Genomic DNA, 17,944 nt, shown 5'->3' with positions numbered 1-17,944 from the left:
GCCGGGACCGTCGAGGACGGTCCCGGCCCGGTCGCGTGCGGCGAAGAGGTCAGCCGCGCTCGTACGCGGCGACCAGCTCGCTGCACCGCTTCACATCGGCGGCCATCGCCACGAGCAGCTCGTCGATCGAGTCGAACTTCAGCATCCCGCGCACGTACGCGAGGAAGTCCACCGAGACGTGGAGGCCGTACAGGTCGAGGCCGACGCGGTCGATCGCGTACGCCTCCACCGTCCGCTCGGTGCCGTCGAACTGCGGGTTGGTGCCGACCGAGATCGCGGCGGGCATCGCCTCGCCGTCCACATTGAGCCAGCCCGCGTAGACGCCGTCGGCGGGGATGGCGGTGTGCGGCAGGGTCTCCACGTTGGCCGTGGGGAAGCCCATGTCACGGCCGCGCTGCGCGCCGCGGACCACGATGCCCTCGACCCGGTGCGGCCGGCCCAGGATCTCGGCGGCGCCCGCGACATCGCCCTCGGCGACCAGTCGCCGGGTGAGTGTGGAGGAGAACGGCTCGCCGCCGCCCGCCTCACCGCTCACGTACAGGTCTATGACCTCGACGCGGTAGTCGTAGGTCTCGCCGAATTCGGTGAGCAGCCGCACGTTCCCGGCCGCCTTGTGGCCGAAGCGGAAGTTGGGGCCCTCGATGACCAGCTGCGCGTGCAGCTTGTCGACGAGCACCTTCACGATGAAGTCGGCCGGTGCCAGCTTCGAGAACTCCGTGGTGAACGGCAGGATCAGTACCGCGTCCACCCCCAGCTCCGCCATCAGCTCGGCACGCCGGTGGTGCGGGGCGAGCAGCGGCGGGTGGCTGCCGGGCCGCACGACCTCGCTGGGATGCGGGTCGAAGGTCACCACGACCGACGGCACGCCCAGCTCGCGGGCGCGCTCCACGGCCCGCCCGATGATCAGCTGGTGCCCGCGGTGCACCCCGTCATAGGAGCCGATGGTGACGACGCTGCGTCCCCAGTCCTGGGGGATGTCCTCCAAGCCACGCCAGCGCTGCACTGTGACCGCTCCTCGCCCGAACCTGTGTACGTGAGATTGCCTGTTACGCAGGTCTAAGACTGCCATGCTCACGCCCCGCGGCCCGCATCGGCATCGTCTTCGGGCTCGCCAGGGCCTCCATCGTCCGCCGTGCGCTGGGGCCGACGAGCGCCGCCCACTCCTGCGGGGCGTCGGTCAGCCACCCGGTCACCAGGGCGGCGAATCCGGGCTCCTCACGAGCCAGTTCGACCAGTCGGCCGTCGAAACGGACCGCGCCCTCGGGCGTGCGGACCAGGAGCATCCCGGTGCGGTGGACCAGCGCACGGGTACGCGCCGGTGCGCGGGCGCCGGAGCCGGTCGCGGCGGCCCGCAGCAGCGCGTCGAGCACGGCCGGATCGCGGTGGGCCTCCTGCTCGAAGTCCAGCAGGACCTCCAGCAGCTCGCCCCTGAGCTGTCCGGAGGCGGGGCTGCCCGGCGCGGCGAGCACCCCGGCGAGCGCACCGCGCACGGGCGGCGGCACCGGCCGGTCCCGCAGCAGTCCGGTCACCAGGGGCAGCAGCAGGGCGCGGGCGGCGGGTCCGTGCTCCAGCCTCCGGTCGATGTACGAGGCGGCGTGCACGGCGTCGTCCGGGTGGCTGTCGATGTACGCCCGCACGAGCCCGGCGGCGTGCAGGGCCAGCTCGGGCGCGTCGACCCCGGCGAGCGCGCACAGCGCCTCGCCCGCCCCGTCGTCGGGCCGGGTCAGCCGCTCCCGGAACGCCGCGAGCACCGGCTCGGGATGGGAGGGCAGCGCGACGGCCAGCGCCTCGGCGGACAGCCGCGGCTCGCCCGCGACGAAGGCCCGCAGCGCCTGCGGGAGGTGGCGGTCCCGGCTCCGTGGATCCTGTACGAGGAGGGTGAGCGCGGCCCCGTGCAGGGGGGCGTCGGCCGGGCGGGCCAGCAGGGCGAGGGCGGCCCCGCGCAGCAGCTCGCGGTCGGCGTCGCGGGTCGTATGCACGGCGGTGAGCAGGGCGTACGAGGCGGCGGCGGCCCGGCGGCCGGGCCTGTCCTCGTCGCGCGCCCAGCGGGCGACGGCGCGGCACAGCGCGGCGGGCTCGTCCTCGGCCAGCGCGGCGAGCAGCTCCTCGGCGCGGGAGTGGGCGGTCGAGACGAGCGCCTCGGTCAGATCGTCGACGGCCAGGTCCCGACGGGCGTAGAGCAGCGCCTGAGCGGCCGCGGACACGGTCGGGCGCATCGTGCCTCCCTCCCCCTCCTCGGCGGGCAGCGGGCGCTCGTCGGTGAACCAGTCGCAGAGCATCGGCTGCACGGCCCGGGGCCGGGCGGCGAGCCGCCGCGCGACGGCGTCCAGGAAGCGTTCGCCGCCGCCGTCGGTATGCGGGTCACAGCCGTCGTCCCCATCACCGCGGGAGGCTCCGCGGTGCGGGCCGTCGGCGGGGACGAGACGCCGGAACAGATCGATCCGGTCCGCCTCCGGCAGTCTCAGGCGCCGCCAGAACCACGGACCGAACTCCGCGTAGGGCCCCGTGCCCGCCGGCCCGCCTGCGGCGGCGCATCCGACGACGCGGTCGGCCAGCAGCCGCAGCACGCCGAGCTGGGTCCGGGCGTCGTGCACCCGGAGCAGGGTCCCCGAGAGCAGGTGGACCGCCCACCAGCGGGCGTCGTCGCGGGCCTCGGCGGGTGATCCCGGCCCCGGCGCCGACCGGTCGAGGGCCTCGATGAGGCCGGCCAGTCGGTGTGCCAGCGCGGCGGGCCCCTGCCTGCGGCCCAGCAGCAGCAGGGCCTGGATGACCGGGCCGGTCCGATGGCGCGGTACGGGCAGGGTGCGCGGTACGGACGCCGGTGCGGCTTCCCCGGCGGCTCCCGGCGCGGGGACGCGGCTGAGCTCCGCTCGCGGCCCATTCGGCCTCCGAACCACCGCCACGACGTCCTGCGCGGATCCCCTGCCGGGCCCGGTACGCGGGCTCCGCGGCTGCGGAACACGGGCCTCCACCGCCGGGGCCGCGTCCTCCCTCGCCCGCCACCGGTGGACCAGCGCGTACAGCGCCGCGTCCAGGTCCAGGTGGGCGCCCTGGACCCAGTCCCCCAGTTCCTCGTGCGCGAAGCGGTAACCCGCTCCCGCCGGCACGAGCAGGCCCTCGGCGAGGACCGCCGACGCCCAGCCGGTGCGCCAGGGGAAGACCTCCTCGAACGCCACCCGGTCCAGCTCCCCCTGTCCCGGGCCCAGACAGCGCCGCGCCGCCTCGTGGACCTGCCCGGCCACCCGCGCGGCGAGCCGCCGGACCGCGGTGGCCCCGGGCACCGGGCCCGACAGCGCCGCGACGCGAACCGCGATCCGCAGACACATCAGATCCAGGTGGGCACCGAAGACGTCCTCCGCGTCGGGCCGCCCGGGGACGTCCCCGGGCAGCGCCTCGCGGACCTCCGCGAGCAGGCGCAGGGTGAGCGGGTGCCGGTCGTGGCCGGGGGCGAGCGCACCGGACGGAATGGCGTACCGCTCCCGGGCCTGTTCGGCCTGGTCCGCGGTGAGCTCGCCGAGCCGGACCGCGGACGGCAGTCGTCCGGCCGGCCTGGCGGGACGGTGCAGCGCACCGGCCGGGCAGAGCGCACCGGCCGTCTCCCAGTGCTCGGGCGTGCAGGCCATCACGAGCCGCGCCCCGTTCCCCCGCAGCCAGTCGACGGTGCCCGCGGTCCACCGGGCCGCCCCCTGGGCCAGTACGGGCGGCATCTCCTCGGGACCGTCCAGCAGGACGAGCAGCGGGCTCCCGGACTCCGCGGCCAGCCGGGCCACCCCCTCGGCGGTGACGGTCGTCATGTCCCCCCTCGCCCCGGCTGCGGTGACGATCCGGCAGGACCGCCGGAGCGCTCGGGCGATCGCGTCGGCGACCGAGGAGTCGTCGGCCAGCAGATCGGCACCGCGGAGCCAGAGCGTGGGCGCGGGCACGGAGCCGCGGGCACGGCGGGCTGCGAACGCGGCCAGTTCGGTGGTACGGCCGGTGCCCGGCGCTCCGACGAGACCGAGGACCACGGCGGGACCGGGCAGCGCGGACGAGGGGCTGCCGGGCATCGAGAAGGCCGTCAACTCCGCGATCACGTCCGGGCGTTCGACCGGGTCGGGACAGACGGCCGGACCGCCCGCCGAGCCGAGCGAGGTCGCGGTCAGGCGCAGGGCGCCCGCGAGATTCAGATCGCGTCCGTATCCGGGAACGCTCCTTGCGTTGCGCCACAGCAACGCGCCCAGCGGACCGTCGGCGTCCGCGCTCCCGAGCGGCACCGCGAAACCGGCGGCGGGATGCCCGGCACGCAGCGCGGTGCCCAGCACGGCGAGGACCGCGCCGCTGTCCGGGTCGAGGACGGGCCCGCCCACGGCGGCGCCGCCGAGCCGCAGCGCGTCCGAACCGTCCGTGCCCAGCGCCAGCTCCAGCGCGGCACCGATCCGATGGGCGCGTCCGTTCGCGGTGTACGTCACCGGGGCGGTGCCGAGCACCCGCGCCTCGCGCCAGCCGTGGGCGGCGATCGTCACATACGTACCGGCGTCGATACGGTCCCGGGACGCGATCGGCGTCGGCTCCACGCCGAGCGCGAAGGGTTCCCCGGTGCGCAGCAGGGCCAGGCCCCGCTCGGGCAGCGCGGTGACATCGGCGGCCCCGAGGGGGCAGCTGCGGCCGTCCGTCCCGTGCAGGACGAGCCGCGTGAGCCCCTCGACCGCTTCATGACTGGTCACCACCGTGCCCCGGTCGTCCGCGACGAATCCGGTCCCCCGTGGCCGGCCGGTCCGATCGCAGATACGTACCAGCGCTGCCCGGTCCCCGCTTCCCATGGTCCGACGTTAGGTCGGCGATCACCGGCACGTGTACCGCTCGGAGTAAAAGCGCCCCTGAATGCACCCCCGTTTCACTCCGAGCGCCTGCTCATCGGGGTGAATTCATGGCGCCGGGTGGACAGGAACCGTTGGGGGGATCGTGGAGCGGGCGCGGGGGCTCCGCCCGCTCCACGATGAGGCTCTCCGGCCCCGGGCCGCCCGTCAGGCGAAGACGGCGAGGCTCTTGGCCTTGCCCTTCTGCTCCTCGACGAGAACCAGGAAGCGCCCGTCGGGCCCGAAGACCCCGACCGGCCCCGGCGGGAAGGCGGGCATGTCCAGCCGCACCCCGTTCAGCAGCAGCTTGGCGCGCTTCTCGTCCACGTCCCAGCGGGGGAACGCCGAGGCGGCGGCCTCGGCCACCGGCATCACGGTCAGCTCCTGCTGATGCTGGTCGAGCGTCCGCGCCACGTCGAGACCGTACGGCCCGACCCGGGTGCGCCGCAGCGCCGTCAGATGCCCGCCGACGCCGAGCCCGGCGCCGAGGTCGCGGGCGATCGCGCGGATGTACGTGCCGGAGGAGCAGACGACGGAGACGACCAGGTCGACGACCGGCGTGCCGTCCTCGGCGACCTCCTGGCGGACGTCGTAGACGTTGAAGGACGAGATCGTCACCGGCCTGGCCGGGATCTCGAACTCCTCGCCGCCGCGCACCCTGGCGTAGGACCGCTTGCCGTCGATCTTGATGGCACTGACCTTGGACGGCACCTGCATGATCGGTCCGGTCAGGGCCGCGACCCCGGCGTCGATGCCGTCACGGGTCACACCGGAGGCGTCGGTGGACGAGGTGATCTCGCCCTCCGCGTCGTCGGTGACGGTGTTCTGGCCGAGCCGGATCGTGCCGAGGTACTCCTTCTCGGTCAGTGCGAGATGGCCGAGCAGCTTGGTGGCCTTCTCGACACCGAGCACCAGAACGCCCGTCGCCATCGGGTCCAGCGTGCCGGCGTGGCCGACACGGCGGGTCCTGGCGATGCCGCGCATCTTGGCGACGACGTCGTGCGAAGTGAAGCCGGACGGCTTGTCGACGATGACGAGGCCGTCCTCCCGGAGCCCACCACCACCCTTGTCAGAGGCCGCCGCGCTCGCGCGCCCCTGACCGGGTGTCCTGTTCTGCGATGTCATTCGGAGGTGGTGTCCTCGTCGTTCTCGTCATCCGCCTTGCGGTACGGGTCCGCGCCACCGGCGTACGTGGCGCCCGAGGACGCCTCGCGCACCCGCGCGTCCGAGGCCCGTGCCCGGTCGAGGAGGTCCTCGATCGCCTTGGCGTTCTCCGGGAGGGCGTCGGCCACGAAGGCCAGCGTGGGGGTGAACTTCGTCCCCGCTGCCGCTCCGACCGCCGAACGCAGGATGCCCTTGGCGCTCTCCAGGCCGGCCGCCGCGCTCGCCCGCTCCTCGTCGTCGCCGTAGACCGTGTAGAAGACCGTGGCCTCCCGCAGGTCACCGGTGACCCGGGTGTCCGTGATCGTCACGTGCGTACCCAGACGGGGGTCCTTGATACCGCGCTGCAGTTTCTCGGCGACCACCTCCTGGATGAGGTCCGCCAGCTTTTTCGCCCGCGCGTTGTCGGCCACTGGTCCGTCTCCTTCTCAGCCTTGCTCAATCGTCTTCGTCGCTGTGCAGCCGCCGTCGTACGGAAAGCAGCTCCACTTCCGGCCGGGCGGCCACCAGCCGCTCGCACCGGTCCAGAACGTCTGTGAGGTGTCCGGTGTCCCCGGAGACCACGGCAAGGCCGATCTCGGCCCTGCGATGGAGATCCTGATCGCCCACCTCCGCCGCGCTCACCGCGAATTTACGCTGGAGCTCGGCGACGATCGGGCGGACGACGGAGCGCTTCTCCTTCAACGACCGTACGTCGCCGAGAAGCAGATCGAAGGACAGTGTCCCCACATACATGTATGTCCGGATGTCCCGCCGGTTCGGGTTCGTGCCCTGCCATCGCTTGGCAGGAACACAAGAACCGTACACGGAACGGCCGGGGCCGATCGACGGAAATATGACCCGCCGACCGGCCCCGACTCTTGAAGAGAGGTCCGGGGTCTCCCCCGGAAATCCCCGCGGATCAGCCTCGCGGCTTCTCGCGCATCTCGTACGTCGCGATGACGTCGTCGATCTTGATGTCGTTGAAGTTTCCGAGGTTGATACCACCCTCGAAGCCTTCGCGGATCTCGGTGACGTCGTCCTTGAAGCGGCGCAGACCGGAGATGTTGAGGTTCTCCGCGATGACCTTGCCATCGCGCAGCAGACGCGCCTTGGTGTTGCGCTTGACCTCGCCGGACCGGACCAGCACACCGGCGATGTTGCCCAGCTTGGACGAGCGGAAGATCTCGCGGATCTCCGCCGTGCCGAGCTCGACCTCTTCGTACTCCGGCTTGAGCATGCCCTTGAGGGCCGCCTCGATCTCCTCGATGGCCTGGTAGATCACCGAGTAGTAGCGGACGTCGACACCCTCGCGCTCCGCCATCTGCTGGGCACGCCCGGCAGCCCGGACGTTGAAGCCGATGACGATGGCGTCGGAGCCGGTCGCCAGGTCGATGTCCGACTCGGTGACCGCACCCACACCGCGGTGCAGGACCCGGATGTCGACCTCGTCGCCGACGTCGAGCTGGAGCAGCGAGGACTCGAGAGCCTCCACCGAACCGGACGCGTCGCCCTTGATGATGAGGTTGAGCTCCTGGACCAGACCGGCCTTGAGCGCCTCGTCCAGGTTCTCCAGGGAGAACCGGACACCCTTGCGGGCGAAGTTGGCGTTGCGCTCACGGGCGGCACGCTTCTCGGCGATCTGACGGGCCGTACGGTCCTCGTCGACCACCAGGAAGTTGTCGCCGGCACCCGGGACGTTGGTGAGACCGAGCACGAGGACGGGGGTCGACGGACCCGCTTCCTCGACGTTGTTGCCGTTGTCGTCGAGCATCGCCCGGACACGGCCGTACGCGTCGCCGACCACCATCGTGTCACCGATGCGCAGCGTGCCGCGCTGGACCAGGACGGTCGAAACGGCACCGCGGCCGCGGTCGAGGTGGGACTCGATCGCAATACCCTGTGCGTCCTGCTCCGGGTTGGCCCGCAGATCGAGCGAGGCGTCGGCGGTGAGGACGACGGCCTCCAGCAGTGCCTCGATGTTGAGGCCCTGCTTCGCGGAGATGTCGACGAACATCGTGTCGCCGCCGTACTCCTCGGCCACCAGACCGAACTCGGTGAGCTGACCGCGCACCTTGGTCGGGTCGGCACCCTCGACGTCGATCTTGTTGACCGCGACCACGATCGGCACCTCGGCCGCCTTGGCGTGGTTCAGCGCCTCGATCGTCTGGGGCATCACACCGTCGTTCGCCGCCACCACGAGGATCGCGATGTCGGTGGACTTCGCACCACGGGCACGCATGGCGGTGAACGCCTCGTGACCCGGGGTGTCGATGAAGGTGATCCGGCGGTCCTCGCCGTTGACCTCGGAGGAGACCTGGTAGGCACCGATGTGCTGCGTGATGCCGCCGGCCTCGCCCGCGACGACGTTCGTCTTGCGGATCGCGTCCAGCAGTCGGGTCTTTCCGTGGTCGACGTGACCCATGACGGTCACGACCGGCGGACGGGAGACCAGGGCCTCTTCGCCGCCCTCGTCCTCGCCGAACTCGATGTCGAAGGACTCCAGCAGCTCGCGGTCCTCCTCCTCGGGGCTGACGATCTCGAGGACGTAGTTCATCTCGTCCGCGAGCAGCCTGAGGGTGTCGTCGGAGACGGACTGCGTCGCCGTGACCATCTCGCCGAGGTTCATCATCACGGCGACGAGCGACGCCGGGTTGGCGTTGATCTTCTCCGCGAAGTCGGTGAGGGAGGCACCGCGCGACAGACGGACGGACTGTCCGTTGCCGCGAGGCAGCATGACGCCGCCCACCGACGGGGCCTGCATGGCCTCGTACTCCTGGCGCCTCTGCCGCTTCGACTTGCGGCCACGACGCGCGGGACCGCCGGGACGGCCGAACGCACCCTGTGTGCCACCGCGGCCACCGGGGCCGCCGGGACGTCCACCGAAGCCGGGACGACCGCCGAAGCCGCCGCCACCACCGGGACGACCGGCACCGCCACCGCCACCGCCACCGCCGCCACCGGGACGACCGGCGAAACCGCCGCCACCGCCACCGGGACCGGCCGGACGGCCTGCGAAGCCGCCGCCACCGGGACGACCGGCGCCACCGGGACGACCGCCGCCACCGGGACCACGGCCACCGCCGGGGCCACCACCCGGACGCGGGCCGGCAGCGGGACGCTGCGGCATCATGCCCGGGTTCGGACGGTTACCACCGGGGGCACCGCCCGGACGGGGAGCCTGCGGACGGGGCATGCCGCCCGGAGTGGGACGGGCACCGCCCTGACCCTGGGGACGCGGGGCGCCACCGGGGCCGCCCTGCGGACGCGGGGCGCCCGGACGGTCCTGGCCGCCACCGGGACGCGGGGCGCCACCGGGACGGGGCGCCTGCGGACGGGCCATGCCCGTCGAGCCACCGGAGGTGAAGGGGTTGTTGCCCGGACGGGGACCGGCCGGACGGCCGCCGGGGCGCGGGGCGCCCTGACCCGCGGGACGCGCGGGACGGTCGCCACGCTCGCCACCGCGACCGCCGTCACGCTGACCGCCGGACGGAGCCGGACGGGCGGGACGAGGCCCGGGGGTGGCGCCCGTGGGACGCGGACCCTGCTGCTGCGGGGCAGCGGGCTGGGCCGGAGCCGGAGCCGGAGCCGAGAACTCGGCAGCGGGGACCGGAGTCACCGGAGCGGGCTTGGGCGCGGGCTTCGGGCCCGGCCGCGGTCCGGCGGACGGCGCGGAAGGCGCCGCGGGGGCGCTGCTCACCGGTGCGGCGGGGGCCGGCTTGGGGGCCGGGGCACCGGGCTTCGGGGCAGCGGGACGTGCCGCAGCGGCCGGGGAGGGCGCTGCGGGCTTCGCGGGCGTCGCCTTGCGGGGCGCCCCAGGCTTGGCAGCGGACTTGCCGGCGTTGCCGCCGGGCCCCTGCAGTGCGTCAGTCAACTTGCGTACAACCGGCGCCTCGATCGTCGAGGACGCCGAACGGACGAATTCACCGAGCTCTTGGAGCTTGGCCATGACGACCTTGCTCTCGACGCCGAACTCCTTGGCGAGTTCGTATACCCGGACCTTAGCCACTTCGCTCCTTTTAGGTCCGGGTTACCGCCGGACCGTCGCTACTTCATGGGCGTACTCATCGCGTACTCATCGAGTGCTCATCGCAATCTCGACCTACTTCCAACTCGCGAGGTACCTGACCGCACGGGGTCCCGTGCCGTTCATTTCTTACGGTGTCGCCCGCTCGACGAACCGCTGCACTGCGGCGGGGTCGAACGGCCCCTTGGCCTTGAAGGCCCGGGGGAATGCCCGGCGGCGAACCGCCAGGTCCAGACAGACGGGGACGGGGTGTACGTAGGCACCCCGGCCGGGCAGCGTACCGCGAGGATCGGGGACGCAGGCGTCCCCGTCCACGACGATGCGCAGCAGCTCGCTCTTGGCCGCCCGCTCCCGGCATCCCACACAGGTTCGCTCAGGGCAAGCGCGGGCGTGCGTCCGGCCAGACACGGTTAAGTCTACCTCCCCGCACCGACCTCACCCCTTCGGGGCAAAAATCGAACGGATGTTGTCGTGATTCTCAGCGGCGTGCCGCTCAGATGTATTCCCCGGGGCCCGCGCCATTGCCCCCGGACGCCCGCTCCCGACGGTGTCCGGTGGTCCGGCGCGGGGCCGACTGTTCGCGTCGCCGGTCAGCCGCGCTCGGAACGCTCACGGGCCCGCTCGGCCCGCTCACGGTCGGCGACATCACGCTCGGCGTCGGTCTCGGTGTCCGGACGGATGTCGATGCGCCAGCCGGTGAGGCGGGCGGCGAGGCGGGCGTTCTGCCCCTCCTTGCCGATCGCCAGCGACAGCTGGTAGTCCGGAACGGTGACCCGGGCGGACCGTGCACCGAGGTCCACGACCTCGACCTGGCTCACCCGCGCGGGCGACAGGGCGTTGGCGACCATCTCGGCCGGGTCGTCCGACCAGTCCACGATGTCGATCTTCTCGCCGTGCAGCTCCGCCATGACGTTGCGCACCCGGCCGCCCATCGGCCCGATGCAGGCGCCCTTGGCGTTCAACCCGGAGCGGGTCGAACGGACCGCGATCTTGGTGCGGTGACCTGCCTCGCGGGCGATCGCGCAGATCTCGACGGAACCGTCCGCGATCTCCGGGACCTCCAGTGCGAAGAGCTTCTTGACCAGGTTGGGGTGGGTCCGCGACAGCGTCACGGACGGACCGCGCACCCCCTTGGCCACGCGTACGACGTAGGTGCGCAGGCGCAGACCGTGGGTGTACTCCTCGCCCGGCACCTGCTCCTGCACCGGCAGGATGGCTTCCAGCTTGCCGATGTCGACCAGGACGTTCTTCGGGTCCTTGCCCTGCTGGACGACACCGGTGACGACATCGCCCTCGTGGCCCGCGTACTCCCCGAACGTCCGGTCGTCCTCGGCGTCGCGCAGCCGCTGCAGGATGACCTGCTTGGCGGTGGTCGCGGCGATCCGGCCGAAGCCGGACGGGGTGTCGTCGAACTCCTTGGGCTCCTGGCCGGGTTCGAGGTCGGCCGGGTCCTCCTTCGCCCACACCGTCACATGGCCGCGCTCGTCGAGCTTCACGCGCGCGCGGCGGTGGCTTCCGTCCGTACGGTGGTAGGCGATGAGGAGGGCCGACTCGATCGCCTCGACGAGCACGTCGAAGGGGATCTCCTTGTCCTGTGCCAAGCCCTTCAAGAGCTTCACATCGATGTCCACGGCTACGCCTCCTCTTCCTTCTTGTCCTTGCGGCTGAATTCGATCTCCACGCGCGCCTTGGCGATCTCGTCGAGGGCGACCCGGCGGGACGTGGGCTTGCGGCCCTTGACGCCCGGGACTTCGAGGTCGAGCCCCTCCTCGTCCACGGCGAGGATGCGCGCCACCAGCTCACCGCCCTCGCGCAGCTGCAGCTTGGCCAGGCGGCCCGTGGCACGTACGTAGTGGCGGTGCTCCGTCAGCGGACGGTCGGCACCGGGCGAGCTGACTTCGAGGACGTACTCGTCGTCGCCCATCGCGTCGGTCTCGTCGAGCCTCTCGGAGATCGCGCGGCTCAGCTGGGCACAGACGTCCAGCTCCACGCCCTCGTCGGAGTCCACGACGATCCGCAGCACCCGGCGGCGGCCGGCCCGGGACACCTCGATCTCTTCGAGATCCAGCTGCTCGGCGCTGACGAGCGGTTCGAGCAGTCCGCGCAGCCTCTCGCTCTGGGTGGTGCTCATCCGGGTGACTCCTCGGCCGCGTGTGCTGTTGTGGGGATCTCGCGTGTCAGGTCAAAGGGTATCCGGTCCCGAGGGGTGTTGCCGTCCGCATGCTCCGCGACCGCGGGTACGCTCGCCTGCGGTGATCACTTCAGGACAGATCCAGTCAAGACAGGTGCAAGCCCGAAGGAGAACAAGTGCGGCGCACGGGGACGACGCGCAGAGGTGCGTTCACCGCGACGGGGGCGATCGCCTTGGGGGCGGTGCTGGCCGGCTGCGGTGACGGGTCCGGGCAGCGGGAGGGCTCGGCCCGGCCCGACGGGGCGACCCCGGCCGAGCAGGCCTCGGCCGCACGGGCGGAGCGGACGCTCCGGGCGGCTGCCGCCCGTACCAGCAGGGATCTGCTCGCCCGGTACGAACTGGTGGTCAAGGCCCACCCGGCGACCGCCGCCGGGCTCTCGCCGCTGCGGGACGCCGTGCGGGCCCACGTCAAGGCGTTGGCGCCCGATGGCGGCGGGACGCCGGTGTTCGCGCCGACCCGCGCGACCGGCGCCGGGGCCGCCGTCAAGGAACTGGCCGAGGCGGAACGCCGCGCCTCGGACGCCCACACGGCGACGCTCCTGAAGGCGCCGCCGGAGCTGGCCCGGCTGCTGGCATCGATCGCGGCGGCGGGCGCGGCACACGCCTATCTGCTGACCGAACTGGCCAAGGAGACCTCGACATGACCGCCGGGACACAGAAGGCGGCGCAGGCCGCCCTGGCCGCCGAACACGCGGCGGTGTACGGATACGGAGTGGTCGGCGGCCGGGTCGCCGACGGCCGCCGGGCCGAGGCCGCGGCGGCTTACCACGCGCACCGCGCCCGGCGCGACGCGCTGCAGCGGACCGTGCGTGACCTGGGCGGTGAACCGGTGGCCGCGCAGGCCGCGTACGCTCTGCCGTTCGCGGTGCCGGACCCGGCCGCGGCGGTGCGGCTGGCCGCCCTGCTGGAGGACCGTGTGGCGGACGTCTACTCCGATCTCGTACGGGCCGCGGAAGGGCCGCTCCGGCGGGAGGCCGCGGACGCGCTGCGGGAGGCCGCGGTGCGCGCGGTCCGCTGGCGGGGCAGCGGCGTACCCTTTCCCGGGCTCGCCGAGCGGACCGCCGGCGGGTCCGGCACGAAGGACGGGGCCGGTGTGAGGAACGGGACCGGCGCGACGCACTGAAGAAGCTCTGAAAGGGAACAAAGCACGTATGGGTTTCGAACCGCCGCAGCGTCTGGTGCGAGCGCTCGGCGAGTCGTACGGGGATTCCGCCGCCGACTGGCTCGCGCGCCTTCCCGCACTGACCGAACAAGCGCTGGTGTCGACCGGGCAGGAATTGACCGTGGACCGGGTGGCCGCCCCCGGCGGCCGCAGCAGTCTGGTCCTGTTGGTGACATGCTCCGACGGCACCCCGGCGGCGCTGAAGATCGCCCCGTCCACAGCCGCGCCCGAGCTGGAGCAGGCGGCGCTGGCGCACTGGAACGGCTGGGGCGCGGTGCGGCTCGTCGCCACCGGCCCCGGCGCGCTGCTGCTCGAACGGCTGCACCCCGAGGTGTCACTGCGCTCACTGCCGGAGGCGAAGGCGCTGCTGGAAGCGGCGGGGACGGTGCGCCGGCTGTGGGTCGAGCCCCCGGCCGGCCATGGGTTCGAGACGGTCACCGAGCGGACCGCGCGCCGTACGGAGCCGATGCGGGCCTTCGCCGCGGCGGACCCGGGTCTGGAACCACTGGTCTCCGCGGCGCTCGCGGCGCGTGCGGAGCTGGTCGCCGACTCCTCCGAACTCCTGCTGCTGCACGGCAACTTCCGCCAGAGCAAGGTGCTCGCGGGCGAGCGGGCGCCCTGGCTGACGGTCGGGCCGGAGCCGCTGGTCGGTGAGCGTGCCTACGATCTGGCGCGCCTGGTGCGCGACCGTGTCGAGGACCTGATCGCCTCCCCCGGCGGCGCGGTGACGGCCCGGCGCCGGATCAAGAAGCTCGCCGATTCGCTGGACGTGGACCGGGAACGGCTGCACGGCTGGACGTTGTTCCGTGCGGTGGAGTCGGGCACCCGGGCGCTGGCGGTCGGCCGTCGCCAGGAGGGCGAGCTGACGCTGGAGTTCGCGAGCTGGCTGTAGCGGGCACGGCAAGCCGCAGGCCCCCGCGCGGTGCGCGGGGGCCTGCGGCTTCGTCCGGTGTCAGCCCTGGACGGTGAGACGGGCGATCGCCTCGTCGACCGTGAGCTCCTCGCGCTCGCCCGTACGGCGGTCCTTGAGCTCCAGGACGCCCTCGGCCGAGCGGCGGCCCGCGACCAGGATCTTCGGGATGCCGATCAGCTCGGCGTCGGTGAACTTCACACCGGGCGAGACACCCGCGCGGTCGTCGACCATGACCCGCACACCGGCGGCGGCGAGCTTGTCGGCGACATCGAGGGCCAGCTCCGTCTGGAGGGCCTTGCCCGCCGCGACGACATGGACATCGGCCGGGGCGATCTCGCGGGGCCAGCACAGCCCCTGCTCGTCGGCGGTCTGCTCGGCGAGCGCGGCGACGGCGCGGGAGACGCCGATGCCGTACGAGCCCATGGTGACCCGGACCGGCTTGCCGTTCTGACCCAGCACGTCGAGCTGGAAGGCGTCCGCGAACTTGCGGCCCAGCTGGAAGATGTGGCCGATCTCGATGGCGCGGTCCAGCTTGAGGCCGGTGCCGCACTTGGGGCACGGGTCGCCCTCCTGGACGACGACGACGTCGAGGTACTCGTCGACCTCGAAGTCACGCCCGGCGACGACGTTCTTCGCGTGGGTACCGGGCTTGTTCGCACCGGTGATCCAGGCGGTACCGGCGGCGATGCGCGGGTCGGCGATGTAGCGGACCTTCTCCAGGCCCTGCGGGCCGACGTAACCGCGGACCAGGTCGGGGCGCCCCTCGAAGTCCTCCGCGGTGACCAGCTCGACGACGGCGGGCGCGAGGTGCTCGCCCAGCTTGCCGAGGTCGACCTCGCGGTCGCCGGGCACGCCCACGGCGACGATCTCGCCGTCGACCTTGACCAGCAGGTTCTTCAGGGTCGCGGAGGCCGGGACGCCCAGGTGCGCGGCGAGCGTCTCGATGGTCGGGGTGTCGGGGGTGTCCAGCTCCTCGACCGAGCCGTGCGCCGAGCCGTCCACGGCAGTGGCCTTGAAGGTCACTGCCTCGGTGTTGGCGGCGTAGTCGCAGGCGGGACAGTCGACGAAGGTGTCCTCACCGGCCGGGGCGGGGGCCAGGAACTCCTCGGAGGCCGAGCCGCCCATCGCGCCGGAGACGGCGGAGACGATGCGGTGGTCGAGGCCGAGCCGCTCGAAGATCCGGATGTAGGCGGCGCGGTGCAGCTGGTACGCCTCGACGAGCCCCTCGTCCGTGGTGTCGAAGGAGTACGAGTCCTTCATCTGGAACTCGCGGCCGCGCAGCACACCGGCGCGCGGGCGGGCCTCGTCCCGGTACTTCGTCTGGATCTGGTAGAGGATCACGGGCAGGTCCTTGTAGGACGTGATCTGGTCCTTGACGACCTGCGTGAAGATCTCTTCGTGGGTCGGGCCGAGGAGGTACTCCGCGCCCTTGCGGTCCTTGAGCTTGAAGAGCAGATCGCCGTACTCGACGTAGCGGCCGCTGGCGTCGTACGACTCCTTCGGGAGCAGCGCGGGCAGCAGCACTTCCTGGCCACCGATGGCGTCCATCTCCTCGCGCACGACGCGGGTGATGTTCTCCAGGACCTTCTTGCCCAGCGGCAGCCAGGTCCAGATTCCGGCAGCCGTGCGACGTACGTATCCGGCCCGGACGAGCAGCTTGTGGTTGAGCGTCTCGGCGTCCGCCGGGTCGTCGCGCAGTGTCTTGATCATCAATCGGGACATGCGCTGGACCTGGGCCATGATGAACTCCTGCTCGGAAGGGTGATGAGCAGGAGGTTAGCCGGGCGGCCCCGGTGGGCGGAAATCGATTGGTGCCGGCCTCGGGTTCTTTCGCCGTACGAGAAGCCCTCGGGTCTTGCGTTCACCGGGCCCCGCGAACCCGGCCCCTGCGACGCAGCGGAAGCGGGGCTCCCATCACCGCGTACGGCTTGGGAGCACTGGGAAAGATCACCTGCCGGGCCAGGTCCTGGTATCCGAGACTGCGATACAGACCACGTGCCGGGCTCTCCGTGTCGATCGCGGAGAGGATGGACCGGGGCTGGTCGGCGGCGTCCGTGATGGTGGTGATCAGCGAGCGGCCGATGCCCCGGTTCTGGAATTCCGGGAGGACGTGCAGTTCGGTGATGACGAACGAGTCGTCGAGCCAGTGTGCGGAGCCGGTGGCGCGCAGGTAGGGCTCGACGACGGTGGACCACCACTGGTGGCGTTCGTTCGGCATGCCGTAGACGAAGCCGACGAGCCGGCCGCCGGGGGTGGTGGCACCCAGCGCGCGGGCGTGGGGGTGTTCGAGGTGTCTGAGGACGATGTGGCGCCGTACCTCGATCTCCTCAGGGGCCAGGCCGAAGGCGACGGCCTGCACGGCGAGCGCCTCGTCCACGCGTGCGGCGAGATCGATCGGTCCGATCCGGACGCTGGGGGTGCGGGGACCGCCCCCGGGAAGTGCTGCCATGGGCCGACCCTACTGGCCCGGACGGGGCGGGCGGTACGGGGTGGTGGAGCCGGTCGCCGACCGGTCAGAACAGCACGCTCATGAACGCGCCGGTCTCACGGAAGCCGACCCTGGCGTACGCCTTGCGCGCGGGGGTGTTGTAGTCGTTCACATAGAGGCTGACGACGGGTGCGACGTCGGCCAGTGCGTAGCGCAGGACGGCCGCCATGCCGGTTTCGGAGAGTCCCCGGCCGCGTTGTTCGGGGGCCACCCAGACGCCCTGGATCTGGCAGGCCTGCGGGGTGGCCGCGCCGATCTCCGCCTTGAAGACGACCCGGCCGTCCTCGATCCGGGCGAAGGAGCGGCCGGCGCCGATGAGTTCGGCGACGCGTGCCTGGTAGAGGAGTCCGCCGTCGCCCGCGAGCGGGGAGATGCCGACCTCCTCGGTGAACATCGCCACGCACGCCGGCATCAGGACGTCCATCTCGTCCTTGCGGATCCGGCGGACCAGAGGGTCGGGGGTGACGTCGGCGGACGGGCTCTCGGTGACCATGAGCGGCTGATGGGCCCGGACCTCGCGCGCGGGGCCCCAGCCGGGTTCGAGAAGCCGCCACAGCTGGGCGGTCGGCTCCGCGGGGCCGACGATCGAGGAGCAGCGGCGGCCGGCCCGGCGGGCGCGGTCGGCGAAGGCCCTGACCGCCTCGGGGGTGGCGCAGATCGGTACGAGGTTGGCGCCGGAGTAGCACAGTGAGCGCAGTCGGCCGTCGGCGTACCAGCCCCACATCTCGCCGCCGAGGCGCCATGGATCGAGACCTGCGATCTGGACCCGGGACGTCACGAACGCGTTGGCGACCGGTTCGCTCTCCAGGACGGCGAGAGCGGCGCCGAGGTCGCTGGGTTCGAGGACCCGGGTGGTGGTCTGCGTCAACACGAGGGGGCCTCACCATGCGGTCTGCTGATTTCCGCACTGTACCCAAAGAGGCTGGGTGCCGCCGCCCGTGCCCGGGAAGAGCGGTCGCGGGGCACCGTGAGGTCGCTCACGACCGCGCCCCGCCGGGCGGTGTTCGTCCGGCGGGGCGCGATGGGGCACTTCGTGGTTCAGCTGATGGAGACCTCGGGCTCGCCCGAGGCGACGCCGTCCTTCTCCATCTGTTCGGCGATCTTCAGGGCTTCCTCGATCAGCGTCTCGACGATCTTCGACTCCGGCACGGTCTTGATGACCTCGCCCTTCACGAAGATCTGCCCCTT

The 17,944-nt window shown here is 72.4% G+C and carries 15 protein-coding genes and 1 pseudogene; 3 read left to right on the top strand and 13 right to left on the bottom strand.

The features are described from left to right. Nucleotides 1-49: 49 nt before the first annotated feature. From ACIOHC_RS40315 to rimP, 9 genes are all read right to left on the bottom strand, one after another. Complete coding sequence (locus ACIOHC_RS40315) at nucleotides 50-1,003, bottom strand: bifunctional riboflavin kinase/FAD synthetase (RefSeq protein ID WP_351086220.1); 954 nt, start codon at nucleotides 1,001-1,003, stop codon at nucleotides 50-52. A 43-nt stretch (nucleotides 1,004-1,046) separates the two neighbouring features. Next, on the bottom strand, nucleotides 1,047-4,799 hold the full coding sequence (locus tag ACIOHC_RS40310; protein ID WP_351086218.1) for a serine protease: 3,753 nt from the start codon (nucleotides 4,797-4,799) through the stop codon (nucleotides 1,047-1,049). A 204-nt stretch (nucleotides 4,800-5,003) separates the two neighbouring features. Further along, complete coding sequence (gene truB, locus ACIOHC_RS40305) at nucleotides 5,004-5,960, bottom strand: tRNA pseudouridine(55) synthase TruB (protein WP_401846474.1); 957 nt, start codon at nucleotides 5,958-5,960, stop codon at nucleotides 5,004-5,006. Beyond that, a complete protein-coding gene (gene rbfA, locus ACIOHC_RS40300; RefSeq protein ID WP_351086214.1) occupies nucleotides 5,957-6,409 on the bottom strand; it encodes a 30S ribosome-binding factor RbfA in 453 nt (150 codons plus the stop codon). Before rbfA ends, truB begins: the two co-directional genes overlap by 4 nt. Before the next feature lie 25 nt (nucleotides 6,410-6,434). Then, the gene (locus ACIOHC_RS40295; protein ID WP_351086212.1) at nucleotides 6,435-6,731 is read right to left on the bottom strand and encodes a DUF503 domain-containing protein; all 297 of its coding nucleotides are present in this window, start codon (nucleotides 6,729-6,731) and stop codon (nucleotides 6,435-6,437) included. A 166-nt stretch (nucleotides 6,732-6,897) separates the two neighbouring features. After that, nucleotides 6,898-9,984: a translation initiation factor IF-2 gene (gene infB / locus ACIOHC_RS40290; protein WP_365693093.1), complete on the bottom strand. Its 3,087-nt coding sequence runs from the start codon at nucleotides 9,982-9,984 to the stop codon at nucleotides 6,898-6,900. Between the two features lie 147 nt (nucleotides 9,985-10,131). After that, entirely contained in the window at nucleotides 10,132-10,410 is a 279-nt protein-coding gene (locus ACIOHC_RS40285; protein ID WP_365693091.1) for a YlxR family protein, read from the bottom strand. Between the two features lie 182 nt (nucleotides 10,411-10,592). Next, on the bottom strand, nucleotides 10,593-11,633 hold the full coding sequence (nusA, locus tag ACIOHC_RS40280) for a transcription termination factor NusA (RefSeq protein WP_351086206.1): 1,041 nt from the start codon (nucleotides 11,631-11,633) through the stop codon (nucleotides 10,593-10,595). Between the two features lie 2 nt (nucleotides 11,634-11,635). Then, a complete protein-coding gene (gene rimP, locus ACIOHC_RS40275; RefSeq protein WP_401846471.1) occupies nucleotides 11,636-12,133 on the bottom strand; it encodes a ribosome maturation factor RimP in 498 nt (165 codons plus the stop codon). Between the two features lie 176 nt (nucleotides 12,134-12,309). On the opposite strand from rimP, the gene ACIOHC_RS40270 reads away from it, so the two are divergent. The 3 genes from ACIOHC_RS40270 to ACIOHC_RS40260 are packed head-to-tail and all read left to right on the top strand — an operon-like array spanning nucleotide 12,310 to nucleotide 14,247. Further along, nucleotides 12,310-12,837, top strand: a complete 528-nt coding sequence (locus ACIOHC_RS40270; RefSeq protein WP_351086202.1) for a hypothetical protein — start codon at nucleotides 12,310-12,312, stop codon at nucleotides 12,835-12,837. After that, nucleotides 12,834-13,316: a ferritin-like domain-containing protein gene (locus ACIOHC_RS40265; protein ID WP_351086200.1), complete on the top strand. Its 483-nt coding sequence runs from the start codon at nucleotides 12,834-12,836 to the stop codon at nucleotides 13,314-13,316. Before ACIOHC_RS40270 ends, ACIOHC_RS40265 begins: the two co-directional genes overlap by 4 nt. 28 nt (nucleotides 13,317-13,344) lie before the next feature. Beyond that, entirely contained in the window at nucleotides 13,345-14,247 is a 903-nt protein-coding gene (locus ACIOHC_RS40260) for an aminoglycoside phosphotransferase family protein (protein ID WP_351086198.1), read from the top strand. Between the two features lie 60 nt (nucleotides 14,248-14,307). Here ACIOHC_RS40260 and ACIOHC_RS40255 read toward each other — a convergent pair whose 3' ends face one another. From ACIOHC_RS40255 to ACIOHC_RS40240, 4 genes and pseudogenes are all read right to left on the bottom strand, one after another. Beyond that, a complete protein-coding gene (locus tag ACIOHC_RS40255) occupies nucleotides 14,308-16,008 on the bottom strand; it encodes a proline--tRNA ligase (RefSeq protein ID WP_351086196.1) in 1,701 nt (566 codons plus the stop codon). A gap of 121 nt (nucleotides 16,009-16,129) precedes the next feature. After that, nucleotides 16,130-16,717, bottom strand: a complete 588-nt coding sequence (locus ACIOHC_RS40250) for a GNAT family N-acetyltransferase (protein ID WP_376223194.1) — start codon at nucleotides 16,715-16,717, stop codon at nucleotides 16,130-16,132. Between the two features lie 64 nt (nucleotides 16,718-16,781). Further along, entirely contained in the window at nucleotides 16,782-17,624 is an 843-nt protein-coding gene (locus ACIOHC_RS40245) for a GNAT family N-acetyltransferase (protein ID WP_351086222.1), read from the bottom strand. 170 nt (nucleotides 17,625-17,794) lie between these two features. Beyond that, a pseudogene (locus ACIOHC_RS40240) lies at nucleotides 17,795-17,944 on the bottom strand (4-hydroxy-3-methylbut-2-en-1-yl diphosphate synthase); the annotation flags it as partial.

Source organism: Streptomyces sp. NPDC088252 (assembly GCF_044740965.1).
Lineage (GTDB): Bacteria > Actinomycetota > Actinomycetes > Streptomycetales > Streptomycetaceae > Streptomyces.
Note: the sequence above shows the minus strand (reverse complement) of the source record. Positions and strands in the feature narration are given on the sequence as shown.

Excerpts from the sequence above, each read along its gene's own strand:
- ACIOHC_RS40310 (WP_351086218.1), bottom strand. The coding sequence starts at position 4,799 with ATGGGAAGCGGGGACCGGGCAGCGCTGGTACGTATCTGCGATCGGACC.
- truB (WP_401846474.1), bottom strand. The coding sequence starts at position 5,960 with ATGACATCGCAGAACAGGACACCCGGTCAGGGGCGCGCGAGCGCGGCG.
- ACIOHC_RS40295 (WP_351086212.1), bottom strand. The coding sequence starts at position 6,731 with ATGTATGTGGGGACACTGTCCTTCGATCTGCTTCTCGGCGACGTACGG.
- rimP (WP_401846471.1), bottom strand. The coding sequence starts at position 12,133 with ATGAGCACCACCCAGAGCGAGAGGCTGCGCGGACTGCTCGAACCGCTC.
- ACIOHC_RS40265 (WP_351086200.1), top strand. The coding sequence starts at position 12,834 with ATGACCGCCGGGACACAGAAGGCGGCGCAGGCCGCCCTGGCCGCCGAA.
- ACIOHC_RS40260 (WP_351086198.1), top strand. The coding sequence starts at position 13,345 with ATGGGTTTCGAACCGCCGCAGCGTCTGGTGCGAGCGCTCGGCGAGTCG.
- ACIOHC_RS40255 (WP_351086196.1), bottom strand. The coding sequence starts at position 16,008 with ATGGCCCAGGTCCAGCGCATGTCCCGATTGATGATCAAGACACTGCGC.
- ACIOHC_RS40250 (WP_376223194.1), bottom strand. The coding sequence starts at position 16,717 with ATGGCAGCACTTCCCGGGGGCGGTCCCCGCACCCCCAGCGTCCGGATC.